The sequence below is a fragment of the Caulobacter endophyticus genome (assembly GCF_003116815.1).
GTDB lineage: Bacteria > Pseudomonadota > Alphaproteobacteria > Caulobacterales > Caulobacteraceae > Caulobacter > Caulobacter endophyticus.
In genome coordinates, this window is sequence record NZ_QDKQ01000048.1 from 1 (window position 1) to 21,893 (window position 21,893).

A 21,893-nucleotide genomic window follows, 5' to 3' on the forward strand; every position below is an offset into this window, starting at 1 on the left:
GCCCTGACCCCGTCGGACTTCACCTTCTAGTCCAAACCCCGATCGCCTATCGCCAACGGCCGGCCCGCCTCACCGCGGCGCCGGCCGTATGCTTTTTGATCAATAGACGGCTTATAGGCTCCGTTTTCACTATTTAGCACTCGGCGCCGGAGTGGTCGTTTCAACTGAAACGGGTTGTGCGAAATCTATATCGCCTGGAAAAGCGTGAGGTCACGGCTCGCCTGAATTTGACCATGACCGGCCTGTAGCCGAATTGAGATTCGGCGTTCTACTTCTTGTGACGCAGTGGCGAACAAAGCTTAGCCTTAACGCGCTCTGTCATAAATCATTAGAATTGCAGGGAGAAAATTCGGGCCTCGACAATCCGCGCCTTCGTCTGGCGCAAAACTCGGCGCCTCTTGATGCGGCGCCGCAGCGAAATCTCTCCCGCAGCGCATCTTGCCTATGTCCATTCTAAGTTTGCTCGGCTAGAAGAGCCGCGGCGAAACCAAATAACGGTGGTCACACCTATGCGCGTTGCGATGATTGGAACGGGTTATGTCGGTCTTGTGTCGGGGGCATGCTTCGCTGACTTCGGTCACGTCGTAACATGCATCGACAAAGACCCATCTAAGATCGAGCGCCTCGAAAAGGGCGAGATACCGATCTTCGAGCCTGGCCTGGACGACCTGGTGGCCCGCAACGTGCGCGAGGGACGGCTCTTCTTCACGCTGGACGGCGCCCAGGCGATCAAGGACGCCGACGCGGTGTTCATCGCGGTCGGCACGCCGACCCGTCGCGGCGACGGCCATGCCGACCTGTCCTACGTCTATGCCGCCGCCGAGGAGATCGCTGGCCTGATCGAAGGCTTCACGGTCGTCGTCACCAAGTCGACCGTGCCGGTGGGCACCGGCGACGAGGTCGAATCAATCATCAAGCGGGTCAATCCCGACGCCCAGTTCGCCGTGGTGTCCAATCCGGAGTTCCTGCGCGAAGGCGCGGCCATCGAGGACTTCAAGCGCCCCGACCGCGTGGTTGTCGGCACCGACGACGACCGCGCCCAGGTTGTCATGCGCGAGCTCTATCGCCCGCTTTCCCTCAACGAGACCCCGATCGTCTTCACCGGTCGCCGCACCAGCGAGCTGATCAAGTACGCCGCCAACGCGTTCCTGGCGATGAAGATCACCTTCATCAACGAAATGGCCGACCTCTGCGAAAAGGTCGGGGCCGACGTGCAGCAGGTGGCCAAGGGCATCGGCCTGGACAAGCGGATCGGAGCTAAGTTCCTCAACGCCGGCCCTGGCTACGGCGGATCCTGTTTCCCGAAAGACACCATCGCCCTGGTCAAGACGGCCGCCGACTACGGCGCCCCGACCCGGCTGATCGAGACCACGGTCGAGGTCAACGCCGCCCGCAAGAAGGCCATGGCCGACAAGGTCGCCGCCGTGCTCGGAACCGAGGACCTCTCGGGCAAGACCGTCGGCGTGCTGGGCGTGACCTTCAAGCCCAACACCGACGACATGCGCGACGCCCCCAGCCTCGACATCCTGCCGGCCCTGCAGGCCAAGGGCGCCAAGGTTGTAGCCTTCGATCCCGAGGGGCGCCACGAGGCTGAAAAGCTGCTAGAAGGGGTCACCTTCACGGCCGGTCCGTACGAGGCGGCCGATGGCGCCGACGTCCTGCTGATTCTGACGGAATGGGACCAGTTCCGCGCTCTTGATCTCGACCGCCTCAAGACGCTGCTCAAGGCTCCGGTCGTCGTTGACTTGCGCAACGTCTACAAGCCGCACGAGATGGTGCGCAGCGGGTTCACCTACGCTTCTATCGGCCGAGGATAATTCGCTGAAGGGTTCCGCTCGCCGGGCGAGCGGAACCCTTGCTTGCGGATGGGCGGCCCGGTAACCATTCAGTTGCGAGTCATGGCCGATACTTAACGTCCATTTACCGTGACGCGTTAGAGCAAGGCGCGCTATGGGCGGGGCGTTCGATGATCAGGCACTTCTTCGCGAGCGTCGTGACGCTGGCTTTGGCCACGTCGACAGCCGACGCTCAGACGCTTGAGGACGCGCTCCTCCTGGCCTACCGGAGCAATCCGGACCTCGTCTATCAGCGCGCCCAGGTCGAGGGCGCCGAGGCGCTTGTTCAGTCAGCACGCGCGCCAGGCTTGCCTCAGGCGCAGATTAACGGCGCAGCGGGCCGCTCGCGTATCGATCTCGACAGCGACAGTCCCGATCAGACGCAGGATGACACAAGCCTGCAGCTTGGTGTCAGTCAGACACTGTTCGCCGGCGGGCGGATTGCACAGGACATCCGGCGAGCCAGAGCCGCCGAGCAAGCCACGCGCTACGACCTGCAGCAGACCGAACAGGTTGTGCTCGGCCAGGTTATTACGGCGTATGTCGATGTTCAACGCGACGCGGCGGTGCTGGCGGCCCGGCAGCAGAACGTCGAGGCGCTGCTAAAGCAGTCAGCCGGCGTCTCAGCGCGCTTCAGACAGGGAGAGGTCACGAAAACCGACCTTGCTCAGACCGAAGCTCGCCTCGCGCAGGCCCGCTCGGGCGTGGAAGCGGCCCGAGCAAACCTCGCCGTGAGCCGAGCGGCTTTTCAACGGGTTGTCGGCCAGGCGCCCGGGGAGCTGGCGCCGGCCCCGGCCCTGCCGCAAATGCCTCCATCCGCCGATGAGGCCCAGCGTCTTGCCGAACAACACTCGCCCAGCGTTCACGCCGCCCAATTGCGGTTAGCCGCCTCCCAGGCCGCTGTTCGGCGGGCGCGAGCTGAACGATCACCCCACGTCAGCCTCGACGCAACGGTCGGACAGAGCGACGAACGTCTTGTTGCAGGCGCAGGTGGCCTAGCCGACAGCGTTCAACGCCAGGATAGCTATGGACTGAGGCTAAATCTGCGCGTGCCGCTGTTTCAGGGGGGCGCGGTCAGCGCCGGGGTGCGGCAGGCCAAGGCGGCCGAACGCGGGGCGATGGCTACCGAGGACGGCGTTCTGAGACAGGCCCAGGAGGGCGCAGCCAACGCCTGGAGCCGAATGGTCGCGGCCGATGCGATCATTGAAAGCTCGCGCCAACAGGTCAACGCGGCGCGCGTGGCCTACCGGGGTGGTGAGTATGAACTCAATGCAGGATTGCGCTCGACCTTCGACGTTCTCGACCTGCAACAGGATGTCCTTAGCGCTCAGATCACCCTGGTCACGGCCGAGCGCGACGCCTATGTCGCCAAGGTCAATCTCCTGCAGGCCGTCGGGGGCCTGACGCTGGAAAGCCTGGGGGTGCGTTTGGACGGCCGATCTCCCGCGCCGATCAGGCCCGGCGCCCTGAGCGCCGGCGATCACCTGGCGCTTGCGCCCGCCCCACGCGGCGCCTCCGCCGTCATGCCCACTGGCGTCAGGCCAGCGGTCCCCGATCCTGAGGCCCAGGTCAGTCGCGGGAATGAAGCCGCAGCATCCCTCCCCGCCGCTCGCGCCATGGCGACGGCGCCAGGGCTGACGATCATCGCCACGCCTTCGCCCGCGCTGCAAAGGGCCTCGCCGTCGTCAGCGAGCGGCTCTGGCGCGGCTACGCTGCCCACCCGGGCAGGGCGCGCGGCCGAAACGGCGCCTACGCAAATCCCCGCCTCCCCTGCCCCATCCGGACCCGTCTTGGCGTGCGCGGCGCAGGTCGGGGCCTATGGCGCCCGTTCAGTCGCCGAGGAGGCGCGTCATCGGCTGCAGGCGGTAGAGCCTGCGCCTCCGGCCGGCTGGACGATCGAGCCGGCGCGAACGAGCTTGGGTCAGACGTTCCGGGTCATGGCGGAGGGGTTTGCAGACACGCAGGAGGCCGAACGCTTCTGCCGGTCCCTCGGCGCAGCCGGGATCAGTTGCTTTGTTCGCACATCTCGATGCGCGTCGGCGGCGCAATCAGCCCCGGCTAGCCCGCCTGGGCTAAATCGTCTTCCCTGACGCGCCGGCGGCGCTCGATCGCCTCCTCCAGCAGCGCAAACTGCGCCGAAAGGGCGTCTGCCAGGTTGTATCGCTCCACGATCAGACGTCTTGCGGCTTGAGAGATTTCATGTCGACGCGGGCTTTCAAGAGCCGACACGACATCCCTGGCGACGCGATCTGGGTCGGCGAACTTGGTCATGAACCCGGTCCGCCCATGGGTGAGAACTTCGCGAACCGGCGGCGTGTCGGACGCCACGAGCACCGCGCCGCAAGCCATCGCCTCGAGAAATGACCACGACAGTACGAAAGGCACCGTCAGATACACATGGACGGCCGATAGCTGCAGTAAGGCCAAATAGGCTCTATACTCCAGCCAACCGACAAAATGCACTCGATCGCGATCATAGGAAATCTCAGACTCTAGCGTCTCGCGCCAGGTCAGCCCGTTTGCCGGCGGCGTGTCATACCCTCCCGTCTCGGCGCCGACGATGACCACCTGTGCGTTGGGACGGGCCTGCAGCAGGGCGGGCAGCGCACGCATGAAGGTGTGGAAGCCGCGATAGGGTTCCAGGTGTCGCGCAGCGAAGGTGATCACCTCCTGGCCTTGCTTGATCACTCTTCCACCCGGCAATTGCACCGCCCCATCGGATTGAGGCCGGCAAACGGCTATGTCGACGCCGTCCGGGACGACACGTATCCTGTCTTGCAAGGCGGCCGGGTGACGGCTTTTTTGCCATTGGGTCGGCGACCAGCCCAGATCGCAGTCCTCAAGCGCCAAGAGCAGGTGAGCGTTGCGGGTTCGAAGACGGCACAGATCATCTAGATCGGCCGGCCGCACCACGCCGATATCGCCACCCTCAGCCCGATAATAGTACTCGCAGTAACTGAGTATAGCGGTCTCTGGGAAGATCTCTCGGAGAAAAAGGCCCTCGCCCCATCCGGGATGGACGATAGCGACATCGGGGATAAACCCCGCCCGGCGCAGCGACTGACAGATCCGGGTCACCTGCTGAGCGCGTAGGACCGCGTTTTCCAGCGTGCGCACGTAGAAATGCGTCTGGGCCGTGGCTTCGCGAACCGGTTCGTAAACGATCGTGCGGACGCCTGGGATCTCGACATCAGCGCGACGTGTAACGAATACCGGCTCATGCTCCGGATCCTGGCCCATTGCGCGAGCCAGATGCTTGAACTGGCCGGGCATGTTGTTGTGAAGAAAAAGAACCTTCAAGACGCCTCCTTGGCGCGTCGCCGCCGACGCGTTCGGACGCGCCGAGCGTGAGCGCGGGCGGTGGCGGCGATCCCTAGACCAGCGCCCAGCAGCATCGACCAGAAAGCGGCGATCGAGGGTACTTCCAGCGCGTAATCGGTACACCCGTGAAGCAGCAGCATGGCGCTAACCAAACAGATCAGGACTAGCCATCGGCCCGCCCAGCGACGCATCGCGCCGACGATCTCGCGTCCAATGGCGGCCAAGCACAGGCCCATGGCCGCGACGCCGAGAATTCCCGCTTGCATCAGCCATTGTAGATAGAGGTTGTGTACAGCGCCGACCGTCGGCAGCAGTTCGATGTTGTTTTCCGACACAGCCGCTCTGGCCAGGGGCTCGAAGCTTCCGGGTCCAAAGCCAAGGAGGGGCGAGCGCATGAACGCCTCCCACGTGACGCGGAAAAGTTCGGCGCGGAGGGGGGCGTCGGTGGCGACGCGGGCGAAGCGTCGTCCAAGACCTCCCAGGTCAGCAACAACGGTAAAAAGCGCGAGCAGCAGGACGCCGATGACCACGGGCGCCAAGCGTCGGCGGCCCTTTGCGCCCCGACCCAGGCCATGCGCGAGAAGAAGCATCGCCATGGGAACGGCGATCAAGAAGGCCGTTCTGGAGCCGGTGAGAATGAGAGCGCTTGATGCGGCCAACAGCGTCGCAACGTCCGGCCAAGCCTTCAGCAGCCATAGACGTGACACTGGCGTACGTTCGAGCGGCCCGTCAGGCAGAGACTGCACCCGCCTGAGAACCAGTCCCAGGCTGATTAAGGCAAGGCACCCACAAAGAGCGCCGGCGGTGTTGGCGCTGATGAAGCTCGCGGTGAAGCGCGATTGAGCCGTGAACTTGGCTGCGCCGTAGAGCTCGGTTGGCGCTAGTGCGTAGAGCGACAGCGTAAGCGTCAGGTACGCTAAACCCGCGCGTGAAACGAACACGAAGAACAGACGGGCCCGTCGACGCGAATTCACCCAAAGCGCGCTGGCCAGAAACAGGCAGGCCAGCCCCAGTAGCTTTGCCGTCTCGACAAGCGCAAGGCCCGGCTCGATCGCCCAGCCGATGGCTGGCGCGGCAGAGAGCGCGTAGAGCGCGACAGTCAGGGTGAAGCCAGCAACAACCGCACGACCGAGCGGCAGACGCGTTGCGGCGTCTTGGCCCTGCCGGCCGACAAGGAAGAACGTCAGCAGGCAGCCATGCAGTAAAGCGGCCGCAAGCGCCAATCCCTGCGCGACCGCTCCGACCAGAAGATGCTCGACGAAAACCAGAACGACGAGCGCGCTGAGCGCTCGCCTTTCCAGGAAGTCCCAAGCCCCTCCCCGCCGCCGTTCGAGACGTCGGCGCCGATGCCTAGCTGTAGTAGGAGCTGTACTTGTCGTAGTAATAGCCCGCATCCCCAAAGGCGGTCCGGCGCTGCTCGCGCATGTCGACCTGGGTCAGGGCTGCGCCGATGACATTGGCGCCGACCGATTGCAGGTTCTTAAGGGCGATCCCCGCGGCTTGATGAGGCGTGCGCCGCCACCGGACGAGGAACAGAACGCCATCGACCTTGGTCGCCAGGACACGCGTCTCGGCGATCGCCAGGACCGGAGCGGTGTCCAGGATGATGACCGAGAAATGCTGACGCAGTTCTTCGATGACCTTGTCCATCTCGGTCCCGCCTAGGAGATCGGCGGCGACCTCGCGATCTGCCGCCGATCGCGGGAGGCGATAGGCGTTGGAGTGGGCGTCCTTTACGACGGCCTGCTGCAGCGTAGCCTTGCCTTCCAGAACCTCCCGTAGCCCGGCAGTCGGCGCATTCTCCGGCTGGCCGGATTTTGCCCGACGGCGCAGGTCGCAGTCTACGAGGATGACCGTCTCGCCCGATTGGGCGATGCTCCGCGCTAGGCAAAGCGCCGTGGTGGTTTTGCCCTCGCCGGGCAATGCCGAGCTGACCGCCAGCACTTGAGCTGGACGACCTTCCTGCGTGAACTTCAGATTGGCCGCCAGGCTTCGGAACGACTCCGCGAAGCTCGATAGCGGCTTTTCCATCACAAAGCTGGCCGGCGAGAGCTTGCCGATCCCCGTCCGTTCGGTGGTGGGAAGCGTGCCCAGGTCGGCGATCGCGCCCAACGAGGGGACATTCAAGCGGTGCTCGAGGTTGACCTCGCTTGTGACGCCGTTGTCGAACAGTTCAGCAACGATCACCGCGACGGCTGCGGCCAGCACCGCGGCGATCAGGCCGCCGACAATGTACAGCGCCGGTTTGGGCGCGCTGGGCGCGCGCGGCGCGGCGGCCATCGCGCCGATGCGCGCGTCGGATTGCTCGATGCCCTGCTGTGCAGTCGTTTGTTTGAAACGATCGAGGAAGGATTGATAGAGCGTACGGGCCGACTCGGCGTTTCGCTCCAGTTCGTTCAATCTCACCTGCGCAGTCGCATTTGCGCTGAGCGTGCCGCGTTGGGCGCCAAGGCTCGACTCGATCGAGGCGGTTCGCTGCCGGGAAATCTGCACCTGCGCTTCGAGGTTTGACATGATGCGACGGACCTCGCCTTGGATCTGCGAGTCGATGTCGGCCAGCTGGCGTTGGGCCCGCTGCAGGTCGGGGTGGCGCTCCCCGTAGCGACCTTGCAGATCGACAACCTCTCGGCTGGTCTGCGCCCGTTGATCACGCAGGCGCGTAATCACGGCCGAACTCAGAGCCGCGCCAAGATCTTCGCCTAGCTGGCCGCCGCGCATCTGTTGTCGGGCGGCGTTGAGACGGGCCTCCTGCTCGGCCTGGTCGGCGCGCGCGCTGGCCAACTGTGAGCTGAGGCCCGAAATCTGCTGCTGGGTCAGCGTCTCGCCCTGAGCGCTGGCCAGCAGGCCGTTGGCCGCGCGGTAGTGTTGAACCGCAGCCTCGGCCGTTTCAACCTGTGTGCGCAGGCCTGCAAGTCGAGAGTTTAGCCAGGCGCTGGCGCGCTGCGTGGCCTCGTACTTGGTGTCCAGCTGATTGGCGAGATACTGCTCGGCGAAAGCATTGGCGACCTTGGCGGCGGTCTCAGGCGAGCGTGAGCTGAACGAGATGTTGATGGCGTAGGTCAGCCCCACGCGGCGCGCCTGAAGGTTGGCCAGGAGTCTACGGGCCACGGCGGCTTGAACCTGCTCGCGGGTCGGCGTCGCACCGGTTGGTCCAGCGCCCGAGACGAGCTTCTTCAGGCCCGACAGCGGGCCGGGCTTTTCCAGAGCGGGATTGAACTCGGGATCCTTATCCAGCTCGAGCGCCTTGACGACCCGCTGCGCCAGAAGCGGCGAACGCAGGACCTCGACCTCTGTGTCGATGGTCGGATTGTCACGGGCGACCTCGCCGGTGACCTGCTCCATGTCGATGACCCTCTGGGCGCGGGCCTCGATGACCACCTGGCTGGTGGCGGTGTAGGTGGGCTTGGTTGTGAACAGCGCTGCAAGGGCCAAGGCGAAGACGGCGACCATGATCACCGCAACCAGCGGCGCGCGGCGCACGATCACGGCAATCACCTGCCGTACGTCGAGCGGCTCGTCACGCAGGGGCGGAGCCAGTGCGGCTTCCGAACGCGGAGAGGAAGCCGCTGCCAGAGTTTCGTCAGTCATTGGGAGCCTGTGAGAAGCTAGAGGCTAGAATCGATAGGACAGGCCGAGCACGACGCTGTTGACGTCATAGCTTCGTCCCGCGTTCGCCCCTTCGGATTCCTGATCATAGTGCTGATAGCGGAGATTCAAGCCAATCGTGCGACTAAGCAGGTAGTTGGCGGCGAGCGCCGCCCCCCAACGCTTATCCTGACGCTGAATGCCAGCATAATCATCATCGCCCCAACTGGCGCTGCCAGTGATGATGAGGTTGCGCAGAAGCTCGTAGTCGACCTGGAGGAGCGCTGACGTCGAGAGGAAACCGGCCGCGTCCGTCACGGGCGAGTCTTCCACCCCGCGTTCGACGCTGGCGGTCACGCTGATGAGCTGGGTTGGGAAATACTCGATCTGACCGCGCGCCGACAGGCCGTTCACCGAGGAGAACTGATTGTCGTAGTCTTGGTCGAGATAGCCAATGCTGAATTCGCCGCGAGCCAAGCCGCCGAGGTCAAAGTTGGCCCCCACGCCGACATCGTAGCCCGTGGAGTCACGCTGGGCGGCCAAGGCTCCGGCGCCGTCACGTTTATTCGCCGCAGCGGTGAAGAATACGGAAGTATCGGGGCTTACCGCATACTCAGCGCGGCCCGCGGCGACGTAAATGTCACGGTCGCGGAAACCCTGCGAAACGACCGCGCCCGTGGTTCGGTCGCGGTTATCGTCGAACCGCTGCGTGCGATAGTTGGCTTGGCCCGAGAGGCGCAGACGTGCAAAGGCCTGCGAGGCTCCGACAAACACGCGGGCTGACTCAAAGCGGTTGGGTCCGGAGAGGTCGGAGCGCGCGCCCGAGGACGTGCGCGACTCGGTCGTCTTCTCGTAGGACGCGCCCGCCTGGACGCCGGCGCCGCGCAAGATGTCGTAGCGGGCGGTCGCGCCTGCAATCCAATCTGTGGCGCTCTCTTGGTCGTTGTCGAGGTACTCGGCGACATTGGCGCGCGCAAAACCATTCAGCGCGTGGCGACCCCAGTTGGAGCGCGCGACGATCGACGGCTGGATACGCACAATGGTGTCATCGACGACATTGGCGTTGGTCGCATAGATATTGTCGTTGAACTCAAGCTCGCCGGTCAGGGTCGGAGAGACCATGAAGCCGCCCACGGCCTTGGGCACGCGCGAGAATTCCGGGCGTGGACGTTGCCGCACGCTCACATTGCGTTGCCGCGAAAACAGGCCCTCGCGATAAGCGGTCTCATCAAACGCAGCGACCTGAGCGCTCGCCAGGGACGGCGCTGCGACACCGACCAGCGCCGCGGCAGCTAGCCAAGCTTTCTTGCACGATGCAGCCGTCACCATTTCGGATCCCCGTCTCAAAAACAGAAAAATTTGCGTGCTGGACAGTCGCCGGCTTCTTACGAGCCGGGTCGATAGTCCGCCCCCCCGCTGGCGCCTGCAAAGCTAGGCGCAGGCGACAACGCCGCCGGGTCGCCTCCGGTTGCAGCCACCGACAGGCCGGCAGCGCAAGAGCCTCGCTGAATCTCCGCCTTGCCCTTTCGCGCAGCATCGATCTGCGATTGGGTGTAACAAGCTACGACCGTGGCATCCACCCTGGCCTTCAACGCCGCCAACGCGGCATTGGAGGGACGCGTGGTCGCGCGCACGGCCGCCAGCGCCTGCTGGACCTGCAGGGGGCTGAGGCCAGCAGCGACGATCGTCGATTGCAGGGCCTCGAAGCTCAGCGTTTGAGCCGCATCGAAACCCAGTCTTTGCTGAGATGCGCGGGCGACCGTATCGTCGAGCGCCTGTTGCAGCACGCCGGTCAGCGCGGCGGCGTCGGTCGGCGCGGCGGTAGACGCAGTCTGGGCCTGCACCCAGGCGCCGGCCGATGTCGCGGTTGCAGCCGTGAACATGACGACGAAAGCCGCAGCCACGGATTTGTTGAATATGGTCATTGATGCCTCCCACAAGCCCCTGACAGTTTAGAAGAAACGCTCACCGATGCGGATAGTGTCGCCGGGATTCACCAGCGTGTTCGGCCCGAGAACCTGCTCGCTCTCTGCACTCTGGTCGGAGCGTTTGATAAACACCCGTCGCGTATCGGCCCGGTAAGTGAAGCCGTTCGCCGTCGCAACGGCCTTGAGCACAGTCATGCCGTGGGCGTAGGGATACTCTCCAGGCTTGTTGACCTCGCCCATGATGTAGAAAGGCCTATACGTCAAAACTTCAGCGCTGACGCGGGGATCTTTCAAGTAGCCGGCCTTCAGAGCCGCCGCGACAGCGTTTTGAAATTCCGTCGTTGTAAGCCCCTTGGCCCTAACTTCGCCGATCAGCGGCAACGAGACATATCCGGCGCTGGAGACGTCGAACTCGCCAGTGAGGGTCGGCTCGTTGTAGGTGATGACGCGGACCTTGTCGCCCGCGCCAAGGCGATAGTCCTGCGGCAGGTCCGCCTGAGCGGGACCGGCGGGGCCCTGCGTGGCCGCAGGGGCGGTGGCGCAGGCGGTCATCCATAGGCCCGCTACGACCAGGACCATCGCCAAGCCGGCGCGGCCCCAAGCAAAACCCCTCATCCAACTTCCCCTTCTTCGTACCAGGCAATCTCAGGTGGACCTGACGGCCTAGCACGCGCTTGCAAGATCCTGCGCGTGGTCCCTTCAAGTCGGATCGCCGTCAGCCGTCCCGTGGCGTAGGCGCCGGTATCTAGACCAATACGGCAGTCCTTGAACATGGGTATCTCCTCCGGAGTGTGCCCATGAACGACAATTTTTTCTAATTCTTTCGCCTCCTGCAAGAACGGGGCCCTAATCCAGAGCAAATCTGTCTCGTCCTGATCAGCCAATCTGACGCCGGGCCGCACGCCTGCATGGGCGAAAAAATAGTCGCCGCGCTCATGGCAGATCTCGAGCGCCTCAAGGAAGGCCAGATGTCGTTGAGGCAACGCTTTGATGAAGGCCGCCTGGGTCCGCCTCCAGATGTCCGGATCCTGGACGCTTGGGCTGGGCGGCGGCACGCCATAGGCGCGTAGGGTTTCAGCGCCGCCGAACCTGACCCACTTGGCTCCCACCATCGGATCATCGGATAGGAAACCGAGCATGATCTGCTCGTGATTGCCCATCAGCGGCCGGAACTCAACCTCGCCGCTATCGCGGATAGCTAGAAGAATCTGCAGAACGCGTCTCGTCTCGGGACCGCGGTCGATATAGTCGCCAAGCGGCACGATGACCGGCTTTCGGATCCCGTGGCTGTCAATGTCGTGCCAGATCGCGCTGACCATTGATCCGAGAAGGTCGGCCCGCCCGTGAACATCGCCGATCGCGTAGACGACCTCGCCGCCCGGGGCGCTTGGCCGCCAGTCGGCGTCCGTCACAGGGGATGGAGCGCTCGCTCCACGAAGGCCGCCTACCAGGCGTCGCCAAACAGTCTTCATGGTCATCGGTCTTGGCCCGCGGCGGATACCCGACGATCCAAGCCCTGAATATGCAGGCTCAGGGCCATTTGCCCGGCGGGGTTGGCCACACTGAGCAAGCGCTTGCGCATTGTCCGGCGAAATGCGGCTTCCCGCCAAAGAACGTCCATTTCACCCAAAGCGTAGGCGCGAACTGCGGGGGCTGCGCTGTCCCAACGCTCAAGAATGAAATTTAACCGCCAACTGGCGAATTTCGCGTCGGCCGGCGCCAACCTGAAAGCTTCAATCAGGGCCGCATTGGCCGCGGGCGTCAACGGGGCGCTGGCGGTGGGCGCTTCCAGATAAGCCAGCCGAAGCAAAGCTTCGACGTGCATCGGAGCCAGGTCCAGCTCCGATCGCGTGGCGCTCAACGCCTTGCCGAAATCAGGCGGCTGTCCGGCGAGGGCTTCATCCGCCAACGCGCCTTGCACCTGAGGCAGGGGCAGAATTAACGCAGCGGCGCGTGCGAACGGCCCGGTCGGCTGCAGACGGACCCACAGCAGCGTCGCGCTAAGCAAGGCGGTGAAAATGCTCGCAGCCAAGCAGAAAGCCGCTTTGAGTTTGAATCCCTTCGGGCCTGGACGCTGCGGGCCTTCCGTGCCGGGCTCGGTTTGGTCAGGCGACCTTAGCCCACTGGCTTGCTTGCCCATCGACCTGCCGTTGCAACCACGTGTAGCCGGTCTGATGCCACAACGTGACCCAGGGCGAAAGGTTGTCCAGCACATAGTCTCCCGCGTCGGTCTCGACGAGCAGAACAGCGTGGATTTCCCCCCAGGGGGTGCGAGCCACCGCGATGTTCAGCGCCTCGGCTGGAATGCCCGCCTTGATAAGCGCCTCGCGTTTTTCGACGACGTAGTGCTTGCAGTTGCCTCTAGCGGCGCGACCCTCCGTGATAGGCAAGGCCCAATAATCCGATGCGCCGAACGCCTCCAGATCCGTCGCCGGCACGATCTTGCGGTTGATCGTCCGGTTGATCTTCTGCATGCGGCCCCACAAGCCGCCGGTCAGCTTGACCGCATGGCCGCTCGGCGCGGCCTTGGCGTCGGGTGACGGCATGGCGGGCCTGCCGCTGGCCGCGAAGGCCATCGCCCAATCGAAACGCCCCCCGCTGTCAGGCGACTGCGGCTTCAAGGCGGCCTCTTGAGTCTCTTCGGCTAAGGGCGCAGTCAGCGGACCGGCGCACTGTCCGGGCAAACGCTCGCAGAACGCCAGATAGCCGGCCGGGGGCGGCGCCTGCCCGTAGGACGGCATGATGGCCGATTTCGCCGGAGCGCCGCCCGTCGGCGCAGCCCATGCCGGCGCCGTCAGAAGGACGCCGCCAAGAAAAAGCGCGCCAGCGCCGACGGCAAAGCGTTGCGGAATCTTCCTCGCCATCCCCGTTGTCTCGCACAGTCAAACCGTACGTAGACCCTAGGTCGACGCTGTTAAATTCCGCCCTATTTTCAAGGTTTATAGGGTATGAACGGGTCGGTCAGGCCATGTCCAAAACAGAGCTGTGCACTGGTTCGAGAAGTTCTTTCTCAAAGCTATCAACCATGCGCGTCAGGGAGAACTGGCGGTTGACGAGGGCTTGACCAGCCGCGCCAAGTCGCGATCTCAAGCTAGGATCGTCTGCTAGATCAGCGATATGCTGTTCCCACGCGCTCGCCTCATGCAGCCCCGCCATCAGACCGCACGGCTGATTGTATTCATCGGTGAGCGTCTCGCGTTGCATGGAGATGTTGCTCACCAGACAGGGCAGAGAAGCGTGCATGGCCTCCAACAGCGCATTGCTCTGGCCCTCATAGAACGAGGCCTGGAGGAACACGTCGGCGGCGCCAAGCAGCGCTCGGATCTTTTCACGCTCAAGATGGCCAAGCAGTCTCACCCGCCCTTCAGGGTCGCATTGGCTCAGCAAAGTGCGCAGGTTGGCTTCTTCGCGGCCGGCGCCGGCAATCAGGAGCCGGCCCTTGCCCACGCTGCAAAAGCGCTGGATGAGGAACTCATAGTTCTTCTGCGGTTCCAGGCGGCCGACGGCGATAAAGAGCGGCTCGCCGTCGTCAATGCCAAAGGTCTGCCTGGCCAGAGCGCGATCCATCTGTAGCGGCGACCATTCGATACCGTTGTTCACCACCCGAAGACGGCGGCGATAGGTCTGCGGATAGTTCCAGAACGAATCTGCGACCGACTGCGAAACGCAGACGATCTTCGTATAAAGTCCCGTACTTCCGGCTAAGCGATCGCAGAACTGCATGAGAGCGCTGAAGGTCGGCCCCGGCGTGCGTTGGGAGGCTATGCGGGCGCGCACGCCGCAGATCGCGCCTGCGACAGCTGAGAACACCGCCGCCAGAGGCAAAAAGCCTAGGATGGCGTCGGGCTTGTAAGCGCGCACGACGGAGATCAGTCGGATCAGGCAACGGCCATAATCCAATGCGCTGGGCGTCTGCGTCTCCACCAGCACCCGCGCATTGATATCCTGGTCGGCAGCCTCTCTCTTGCCATAGAGGAAAACCACTTCAACCTGGTGGCCGCGCTGGGACAGTTTCCGCGCCAGGCGCTGCAGGGCTACCTGAGCGCCGCCGTTATGGGCGAACGAGGCCACGCCCATCACGCGCATTGGAAGCCTCGCGGGTCTTGAGGGCGCCGATAACGACAGCGCGTCGTCGATTGAGGGGGCGTACTGGTCGTCAAGAAATCGCCGCCCTGTAAATATCCTCGATGCGGCGGGCGTGGTTGGCTACGGAGAGGGTTTCCGCCGTCCTTTGGCCTGCGACCGCGATCCGTTCGGCCAGCTCAACATCGTTCAGCAGCCGGCGCACAATCTCAATCCATCGGTCTGTCTCTCGAGGCGCCAGAAGAAACCCGTTCTCGCCGTCGCGCAGCACTTCGACCAGGCCGCCGTCAGTGGAGGCTACGACCGGGACGCCCAGCGCCATGGCTTCGAGGATGTTGCGCGCCAGGGGCTCGCGTTCGGCTGGGGCGAGGATCACGTCGCACGCGGCCATCCACTCATAGACCGGGCGTACGAAACCGGGCGCGATCAGGCGATCCATCAACCCGTAGGCTTGGCGCTTTAGATCAAACTCGGTGTCGAGGGGTTCTACCGGCCCGCCGCAGGCCAGTCCGTAAACCGGGCGCCCCGCTACGGGTTCCGGCAAGGCGTGCAGGATATCGGCAAGGACGTGAGCGCGCTTTCGACGCGTGAGATTGCCAAACACCCCGACGAGCGCAGCGTCGGCCGGCAGGTTCAGGCGCTCGCGAACCGCCTTCTTTGCTTGCGCGCGTTGCTCGGCGCTCCAGAAGGTTTCCAGCGCATTGAACTCCACCGTGGTCTTCTTCTGAAGCCAGCCAGGCAGAATGGCCTTGGAGTAACCGGAAACCGAGATGATCTTCTTGGCCGGGAGAAGGCTGCCGGCGATGGAGGCGCTGGCCTTCGAAGAGGTGCGCCAGTGGGCGATCAGCTTGCTGCCTGAAGCCAGGCTCGGCAAAGCCCAGGTTCTCAACATCGTCATATCGTTAGTATGGATGATGTCCAGACCGTGGCGCTTGATCGAGCGCCAGCAATGTGGGAACGCCGCCAGTTGCTCCGGGCGGGCGCGGTCAGGCCTCTCGTAGCCGCCGATATCCGACAGGGCCGGCAACAACTCGGTTTTCAGACCACGCGCGGCGGCCTCGTCATGAGCGCGACCGGGCCCATGGGTGAAGACGGTCACATCGTGGCCGCGGTCCCTCAACGCGGTAGCCATGATGAGCGAGGACATGTTGCTGCCGCCGAAGCGGTCGCCGACATAAGGAAAACCGATTTTGTATTGCACCAACCTGTCCCACCACTTTCGTCGAAGCCGCCGCGGGCAAGATAGCCTCGGCTGACGACCAACGCGCAACAGTCTTCATCCTACAGGCGCGTAGACCCCTAAGGTTAGGGATTTCGCGGCTTCTTGCTCGAAGAACGTTCTTACGGCTCGCGCCCGCGCGCCTGACGGCGCCGAGCGCTGATTCATCGAACAATGTTCCGTCCCGTGGCCCCCACCTCGCCCGCTATTGAGCCGCTCGGCGTCGAGCGTGTGCGGATCGAGGGCTGTCCGAAGCCGGCGGCGGCCCGGAGGCGCTTTGCATGACCGTAACGACGTTCGAAGTCTGCGGTGTAGAGCGACGCCAAGACGAAGAGCACCCACGCAGCGTCAGTATGCCTGAGCGCCACCGTGGCCGACATGTTGTTGACGATAAACACGAAGGCGCAGACCATGAACACCGGCCACACATAGCCGCGGACGTCCCGCAGCGCCGTGACGGCGAGTGCTGCAACCGTTCTCAGCATGAAGATGACCAATAGGCATAGGCCGACCCAGCCCAACTCCAGCCATGTGTCGAGGTAGCCGTTGTGGGCGTGCGCAGGCATGCGCGCCCAGCCAGTGAGATAGACGCGGATCTTGTCGACGTCAGGACCAAGCCAGAAGGCGCGATAGCCCGAGCCGAACCAGGGATTTTCATCGCCCGCGACGTGGATCGCGGCGCTCCACAGACTGGTGCGTCCAGACAGCGTGGCGTCGCGACCAAAAGCAAGCATGAGCTCGTTGAAGGTCAGGGCGCCCACGGCGCCGAAGAGCACGACGAGGGTCAGGACGATCATGATGCGCAAGGAAACCGAAAGTCGTTCAGTGCGCAGGAAACGGACGGCCAAGGCTGACGCCGCTCCCCAGATCACCAGCAACCAGGAAGCGCGCGACTGGGTCATGATGCAGAGAATGGCCGTGCTGACCACGGCGGCGAGTTTGACCCAGCGCATGGTCGAGTTTGTCGGCTTGTGCAGAAGGGCCACGAAGGCGGCGATCGCGCACACCCGGCCCGCCACCGCCTTGTGCCCATAAACGCCAAACCAGGCGCCGTTGTTGATAGAGCCGTTGGTCACCCCGATGTTGGGTGCGACGATACAGACAATGACGCTGGCGCAGGTGCCGATGCAGAAGGCCACCAGCAGCCGGCTCAGGAACTCGTGAGCCGTGTATCGTGTCGCCAGGTAGAGGCAGAACACGATCGTCAGAGTATGGGCTACCGCCCGGCGAAACACCGGGCCGATATCGCCGCTCCAGAGCACCGACAGGACGGAAAGCACGACCAGAGCCGCCAACTCCGGGCGCCGTGCAAGCAAATGCCCAGCCGTACGCAGGCGCGAAAACAGCAGCACCAGCGACACGGCGTAGACCGCCATGGCGCAATAGAGCCGGCCTGGATTGCTTTCTCCCGCTTCGAGCGCGTCACGGCCGGGAGGGTACAGAAGCGGCGTCAGCGCGTCTGAAATCAACAGCAGAGCCAGAATGACGAAGACGTACTCTGCGATCTCGTAAACCTTGGCGCGGGAGATCACCATTCACACGGTTCCGTCGTTTGCGCGACACCGCCCGGCGCCGCGTTCTGATGATGCTTCGATGCAGCTGCGAGGTTGGTCCTGGTCATGGCTAAGCCCTCATTTGCTTTGGGCCAACCAGGCGCTCGAGGATTCTGACAATCGGCTTGGGGAGCATGCTGCGAGTGCTGTCGACCATGTCTCGCATAAAGTGACGGCCAGCCGTGAGAAGAAAACCCGCGTACAGCAGGCCGCCGAGCGGACACATCAAGCACAGCCGCGCCAGCGGCGTCCAATCCTGTAACAACAGCAAGCGCACCGCGACCAGCACCAGCGCCATGAAGCTCGCCGCAGCCAAGGGAAGCATGACGCCGCCCAGCAGCGTTCTGGCGTCCAATCCTAGCTCGCGTTTCAGCATGCGAAATGATTCAGGCAGAGATACATAGCGGCGGGCTGTGTCGCCGAAAGCCGCTGCGAAAGGCCCCAGCAACGACAGGCCTCCGACCAGAATCGCGCCAGCGCCAAGCTTGATGAACTCGGTCTTTAGGCCCGAGCGCGGCCTTCCAACGCTTTGCATGGCGGGCTGGAAGAACTGCATCAAGGTCGTGGCCAGGACCGCGAGAGAGAGCACCGACATGACCTTGGCGCTCTCGCTCCACTTCTCGCCGAAGCAGAGTCGGATGAAGTCGGAGGCGATCACCGCGCCGCCAAAGAATGCTGGGAAGGTAAAAAGGCCGCATAGCTGGGTGAAGCGCCGGTAAGCTCGCGCCATGGCCTCTCGACCCTCGATCCGAGAGAAGGCCGACAGAGTCATGTTCTGGACCGGCACAATGAACGTTTGGCTCAGGAAGTTCAGGCTGCGCGATCCTACCCGGAACATGCCCAAGGCCGCCGGGCCTGCAACAAGACCAATCAGGAAATCGGGTAAACGACCGTTCATCTGACCAACGAGGCGACTGGCTACGACGCTGGCGCCAAATCCCAGAAGGGGGCGAACTTCGCTCTTGGTCAGGTGGAAGCGAGGTCTGAAGGGAGCCGCGTTCCAGATGACCAGCGTTTGGACCAGGGAGGTGACGACGCGGTTTACGACCAGCGCCCAAACTCCCAGGCCAGCCAAGGCGCACGCCACCCCCACCACGCCCCCGACCAGCGCCGCGATGATGGCGCGTCCAGCCATCACCTTGTACTGGAAGTCTCGCCGTAGTCGCGCCTCTTGAACCGAGCGCACAGCGTCGAGAAGCAACGTCGCCGACAAGGCCCAGAACACCATCGGAAAGAGCAGTTGACCGCTTTGCAGCACGATCCCGCCAGCGATGAGGCCCGCGACGACAACGAACGCCATCGACGCGATTATGTTGAGCCAGAAGGCTGTATTGGCGACAGCGTCATCCCAGATCTTTCGCTGGATGAGGGCTTCGGGAATACCGCCAAGCATGACCCCGCGACTTAAGTCGATGAAGAGCGCGGCGAAGGCGACCATGCCAAAATCGCGAGGTTGAAGCAGGCGCGCCAAGATGACGAAAATGACGAACGTCGACCCTTGGGTGCCTAGCGCGGCGACCAGCGACCACAGCGACGCTTTGGCCAACATAGGCTTGAGCTGAGCGCCCTTGGCCGCAGGCTTACGACTGTCTTGCGAGGCCTCCGGAGCGCCCGAATGTTCGTCCATGCCTCTGGCCTCAACTCTGCGTCTGGCGGGTCGCTTAGCCTACTTGTCGGGCCCTGACTATCGGCGCAGCGCAACAGTGATCGCTCAAGCTTGCTAGCGCCCACGAAGTGCTCATCCCCAGCCCGCCGCGCCAATCGATGCGTGGCGCTTTTGATTGTCCAGAGCGAAAGGGTTTAAGCAGCCGCGCATGATCCACAACCCCTCCCCCGCCCCACGCCCGGATCGATCAACGCGGCCTGATCTGGCTGGCGGTCTTTTCGCCGTGACCTTGATCAGCTTGGCGTGCGCCCTAGCCTCGCTGATGGGGGGGCTCGATCCGCACCTGGACCTTTTCTCCCACTTCCTGCCTGTCTGGGGCGTCACGGGTCTGGTCGCGCCGACGATGGGCGCCTTGGTCGCCCGCAGCAAGCAAGGGCCGGTGTTTCCCGCGATCTGGATTGCAGGCGCGGCGGTGGCGGCATCGGTGTGGATGCTTGCCGCGCCTGACCTCCTCAACCGCTCCGACCGCGCGGATGGCGGCGGCCAGCGACTGCGCCTGGTGCAGCTCAATAGCTGGAAGCACAACGCCGATCTGGATGGAACCGCCGACTGGATCATGCGCCAGTCACCCGATGTCGTTGTCCTGCAGGAAGCCTTTTCTCAGAATCTGCCTCTGGTCCGCCGCCTTCGGCAAGAACTGCCCTATCGGGTCTCGTGCGCCGGCCGCGCGCCCTGCTCCACCACCATCCTGACGCGCACCCCGCCCCGATCTCACGGTGATCTGAAGATGGGCGCGGCCGATCCTCTCGCAGCCGCCTGGGGGCGCTATGCTTCCCCCGCCGGTGACCTCTGGGTGATGGGGGTGCAACTTCCATGGCCTTATCCGGTGGATGCGCGTCGCGCACGGCAAGAGGCTCTGATCGCCAAGATAAAGTCCCTCCCTGAAGACGAGCTCATCCTTGTTGGTGATTTCAACGCCACGCCATGGTCGGCCCTGTTGCGGAGCATCGATCGGGACCTTGACCTCGTCAGGGTCACACGCGGCGTGCCGACCTGGCCAGCGCGGGGGTTTTTAGGCTTGCCGAAATCGACGGCCTTTCTGCCGCTCGACCAAATATATTTGGGTAAGCGCTGGCGCCTGATCCGCCTAGTACGCGGCCCCCGGTTGGGATCGGACCACTATCCCCTCTTGATCGACTTGCAGCGAAGCGCCGACCATGAGCGCAAGTTTGGCGCGCAAAAGAGCTCGGCAAATTCGCCCCAGGCGCGAAGGTAAGCGAAAACTGAAAGCTTGAGCACAGCCTGGCGTTTTCTTTCGCCAGCTTTGGGTTTATCGCCAGAGCGTTAGGATCTGATACACTATGGGCATGGGGCCGCCTCCGACCCACGGGGCGGAGCGGGGCGGGGCAAGATGCGGATCTCACAACTTGACGCCGTAAGGGCGCTCGCCATCGGGGCAGTGATCGTCGAGCACTATGGCGGCCGAGAGCTTAACAGGTTGTTTCCGATGGGCGCCGGATCTGTGGGGGTCGGCCTGTTCTTCTGCCTGAGCGGCTTTCTTATCACGTCGTCGCTGCTGACCGAGTTCAGCGACAAAAGCCTGGATCGCAGGCAGGTGTGGCTTTCCTTTTATGTCCGCAGGCTGCTGCGCCTGGCGCCGGCCTACTACGGCTGGATTCTGGTGCTCGTCCTTTTGGGCATTGAGCCGGTGGCCTCTTCCTGGCCCTGGCACGCGGCGTATCTCAGCAACGTCTGGCACAGTTTGGGCAATCCCATGCTCGACTTCTGGAGCCTGGCGGTCGAGGAGCAGTTCTACGTCCTCTGGCCGTTCGTCATTGCCTTCACTCCGCGACGCGTTCTGCCGCTCGCGATCATCGCGACCACCATCGTCGGCAGTCTGGCTTTCAAGGCGGCGGCGGCGGCGGCGGGAATTTCCTCCGACGCCATCCAGACGCTTCTGTTTAGCAACATGACCGAGCTTGGCTTTGGGGGACTGCTCGCGGTGTCCTGCTTGCGACGAGGCAAGGCTTTCGACTTTTCCTGGTACGTTGGCAGCACGCGACGGTGGTTCAACGTCGTCGCCTTGATCGCGCTGCTCAACGCCACTGTGGCTTGGTATCTCGTCCATACCAAGGGAGCATACCGCTACTACTTCAACGACATGACCTGCGCCGTCGTGTTCGTGTGGATAATTATCAATGCTTCGATTGGATTCCGGGGTGTAATTGGCCGAATATTTGACAATCCGGCAATCCAGTACATTGGCCGCATAAGTTACGGCCTCTACCTAACGCACAACTTTGTGCCAGACATCATCGTGAAATACTTTGGTGAGCAGCCGAAGATCGTTCTAGGGCCGGCGTCGCTAGCACTCAGCCTGATTATTTGTGCGCTGTCCTGGAAGTTCTACGAGCAACCATTCTTGAAGCTGAAGGACAGGTTTAGGCCGCGCCGTCGCCCGACGGCGCCGCCAGTGGGGCTGACGGCGGAATCCCAGACAAGCGCGTGAGTGCAAGGCCTGGGTTGCACGGATCTTGCGCCCCCCGCCGTGATCCCACTGTAGGCGATCCACAATGGAACAGAACCCGCGCTCGCAAGCTTAACTGCGCCGCGGACTGAAATGAAGGTTTTTGGACCATGGCTGAAGACGTCCCCGCGCCGTTTGATCTGAACCGGTCGGGTACGGCGACGGCGCTGTTTGTGGATCTTGGCCTTCAGGAGCAGACCCTGGCGGACGGCACGCAGCTGTCGGGGGTCAAGCGG

General features: G+C 63.5%; 17 protein-coding genes. 4 read left to right on the top strand and 13 right to left on the bottom strand.

Annotation, left to right across the window (positions count from 1 at the left end):
• The first annotated feature begins 509 nt into the window (after positions 1-509).
• Positions 510-1,817, top strand: a complete 1,308-nt coding sequence (locus DDF67_RS13305) for a UDP-glucose dehydrogenase family protein (protein WP_109101364.1) — start codon at positions 510-512, stop codon at positions 1,815-1,817.
• Between the two features lie 149 nt (positions 1,818-1,966).
• A complete protein-coding gene (locus tag DDF67_RS13310) occupies positions 1,967-3,925 on the top strand; it encodes a TolC family outer membrane protein (RefSeq protein ID WP_109101365.1) in 1,959 nt (652 codons plus the stop codon).
• Here DDF67_RS13310 and DDF67_RS13315 read toward each other — a convergent pair.
• From DDF67_RS13315 to DDF67_RS13375, 13 genes are all read right to left on the bottom strand, one after another.
• Positions 3,894-5,135, bottom strand: a complete 1,242-nt coding sequence (locus tag DDF67_RS13315) for a glycosyltransferase family 4 protein (RefSeq protein WP_146198028.1) — start codon at positions 5,133-5,135, stop codon at positions 3,894-3,896. The genes DDF67_RS13310 and DDF67_RS13315 overlap by 32 nt on opposite strands.
• Complete coding sequence (locus DDF67_RS13320) at positions 5,132-6,379, bottom strand: O-antigen ligase family protein (protein ID WP_158278046.1); 1,248 nt, start codon at positions 6,377-6,379, stop codon at positions 5,132-5,134. Before DDF67_RS13320 ends, DDF67_RS13315 begins: the two co-directional genes overlap by 4 nt.
• A gap of 127 nt (positions 6,380-6,506) precedes the next feature.
• Positions 6,507-8,744: a GumC family protein gene (locus DDF67_RS13325; RefSeq protein ID WP_109101368.1), complete on the bottom strand. Its 2,238-nt coding sequence runs from the start codon at positions 8,742-8,744 to the stop codon at positions 6,507-6,509.
• Positions 8,745-8,768: 24 nt separating this feature from the next.
• Positions 8,769-10,070 carry an outer membrane beta-barrel protein gene (locus tag DDF67_RS13330; RefSeq protein ID WP_109101369.1) on the bottom strand — a complete coding sequence of 434 codons (1,302 nt, stop codon included), beginning with the start codon at positions 10,068-10,070 and terminating at the stop codon, positions 8,769-8,771.
• 56 nt (positions 10,071-10,126) lie between these two features.
• Positions 10,127-10,666, bottom strand: a complete 540-nt coding sequence (locus DDF67_RS13335) for a hypothetical protein (protein ID WP_109101370.1) — start codon at positions 10,664-10,666, stop codon at positions 10,127-10,129.
• Between the two features lie 27 nt (positions 10,667-10,693).
• On the bottom strand, positions 10,694-11,221 hold the full coding sequence (locus DDF67_RS13340) for a polysaccharide biosynthesis/export family protein (RefSeq protein WP_233247654.1): 528 nt from the start codon (positions 11,219-11,221) through the stop codon (positions 10,694-10,696).
• 59 nt (positions 11,222-11,280) lie between these two features.
• Positions 11,281-12,081 carry a metallophosphoesterase gene (locus DDF67_RS13345; RefSeq protein ID WP_233247655.1) on the bottom strand — a complete coding sequence of 267 codons (801 nt, stop codon included), beginning with the start codon at positions 12,079-12,081 and terminating at the stop codon, positions 11,281-11,283.
• 62 nt (positions 12,082-12,143) lie between these two features.
• Positions 12,144-12,809 (bottom strand): hypothetical protein, encoded by a 666-nt coding sequence (locus tag DDF67_RS13350; protein WP_146198029.1) that lies wholly within the window; start codon positions 12,807-12,809, stop codon positions 12,144-12,146.
• Entirely contained in the window at positions 12,775-13,533 is a 759-nt protein-coding gene (locus DDF67_RS13355) for a transglutaminase-like cysteine peptidase (protein ID WP_109101373.1), read from the bottom strand. The genes DDF67_RS13350 and DDF67_RS13355 overlap by 35 nt, the downstream gene beginning before the upstream one ends.
• A gap of 97 nt (positions 13,534-13,630) precedes the next feature.
• Entirely contained in the window at positions 13,631-14,755 is a 1,125-nt protein-coding gene (locus tag DDF67_RS13360; protein ID WP_109101374.1) for a glycosyltransferase family 4 protein, read from the bottom strand.
• 70 nt (positions 14,756-14,825) lie between these two features.
• A complete protein-coding gene (locus DDF67_RS13365) occupies positions 14,826-15,953 on the bottom strand; it encodes a glycosyltransferase family 4 protein (protein ID WP_146198030.1) in 1,128 nt (375 codons plus the stop codon).
• A gap of 182 nt (positions 15,954-16,135) precedes the next feature.
• Positions 16,136-17,506: an O-antigen ligase family protein gene (locus tag DDF67_RS13370; protein WP_109101376.1), complete on the bottom strand. Its 1,371-nt coding sequence runs from the start codon at positions 17,504-17,506 to the stop codon at positions 16,136-16,138.
• Between the two features lie 88 nt (positions 17,507-17,594).
• The gene (locus tag DDF67_RS13375) at positions 17,595-19,151 is read right to left on the bottom strand and encodes a lipopolysaccharide biosynthesis protein (RefSeq protein WP_109101377.1); all 1,557 of its coding nucleotides are present in this window, start codon (positions 19,149-19,151) and stop codon (positions 17,595-17,597) included.
• 262 nt (positions 19,152-19,413) lie between these two features.
• Here DDF67_RS13375 and DDF67_RS13380 point away from each other — a divergent pair, with 262 nt between their 5' ends.
• Both DDF67_RS13380 and DDF67_RS13385 read left to right on the top strand, forming a co-directional pair.
• A complete protein-coding gene (locus DDF67_RS13380; RefSeq protein ID WP_158278047.1) occupies positions 19,414-20,406 on the top strand; it encodes an endonuclease/exonuclease/phosphatase family protein in 993 nt (330 codons plus the stop codon).
• 135 nt (positions 20,407-20,541) lie between these two features.
• Entirely contained in the window at positions 20,542-21,639 is a 1,098-nt protein-coding gene (locus DDF67_RS13385) for an acyltransferase family protein (RefSeq protein WP_109101379.1), read from the top strand.
• Positions 21,640-21,893: the final 254 nt, after the last annotated feature.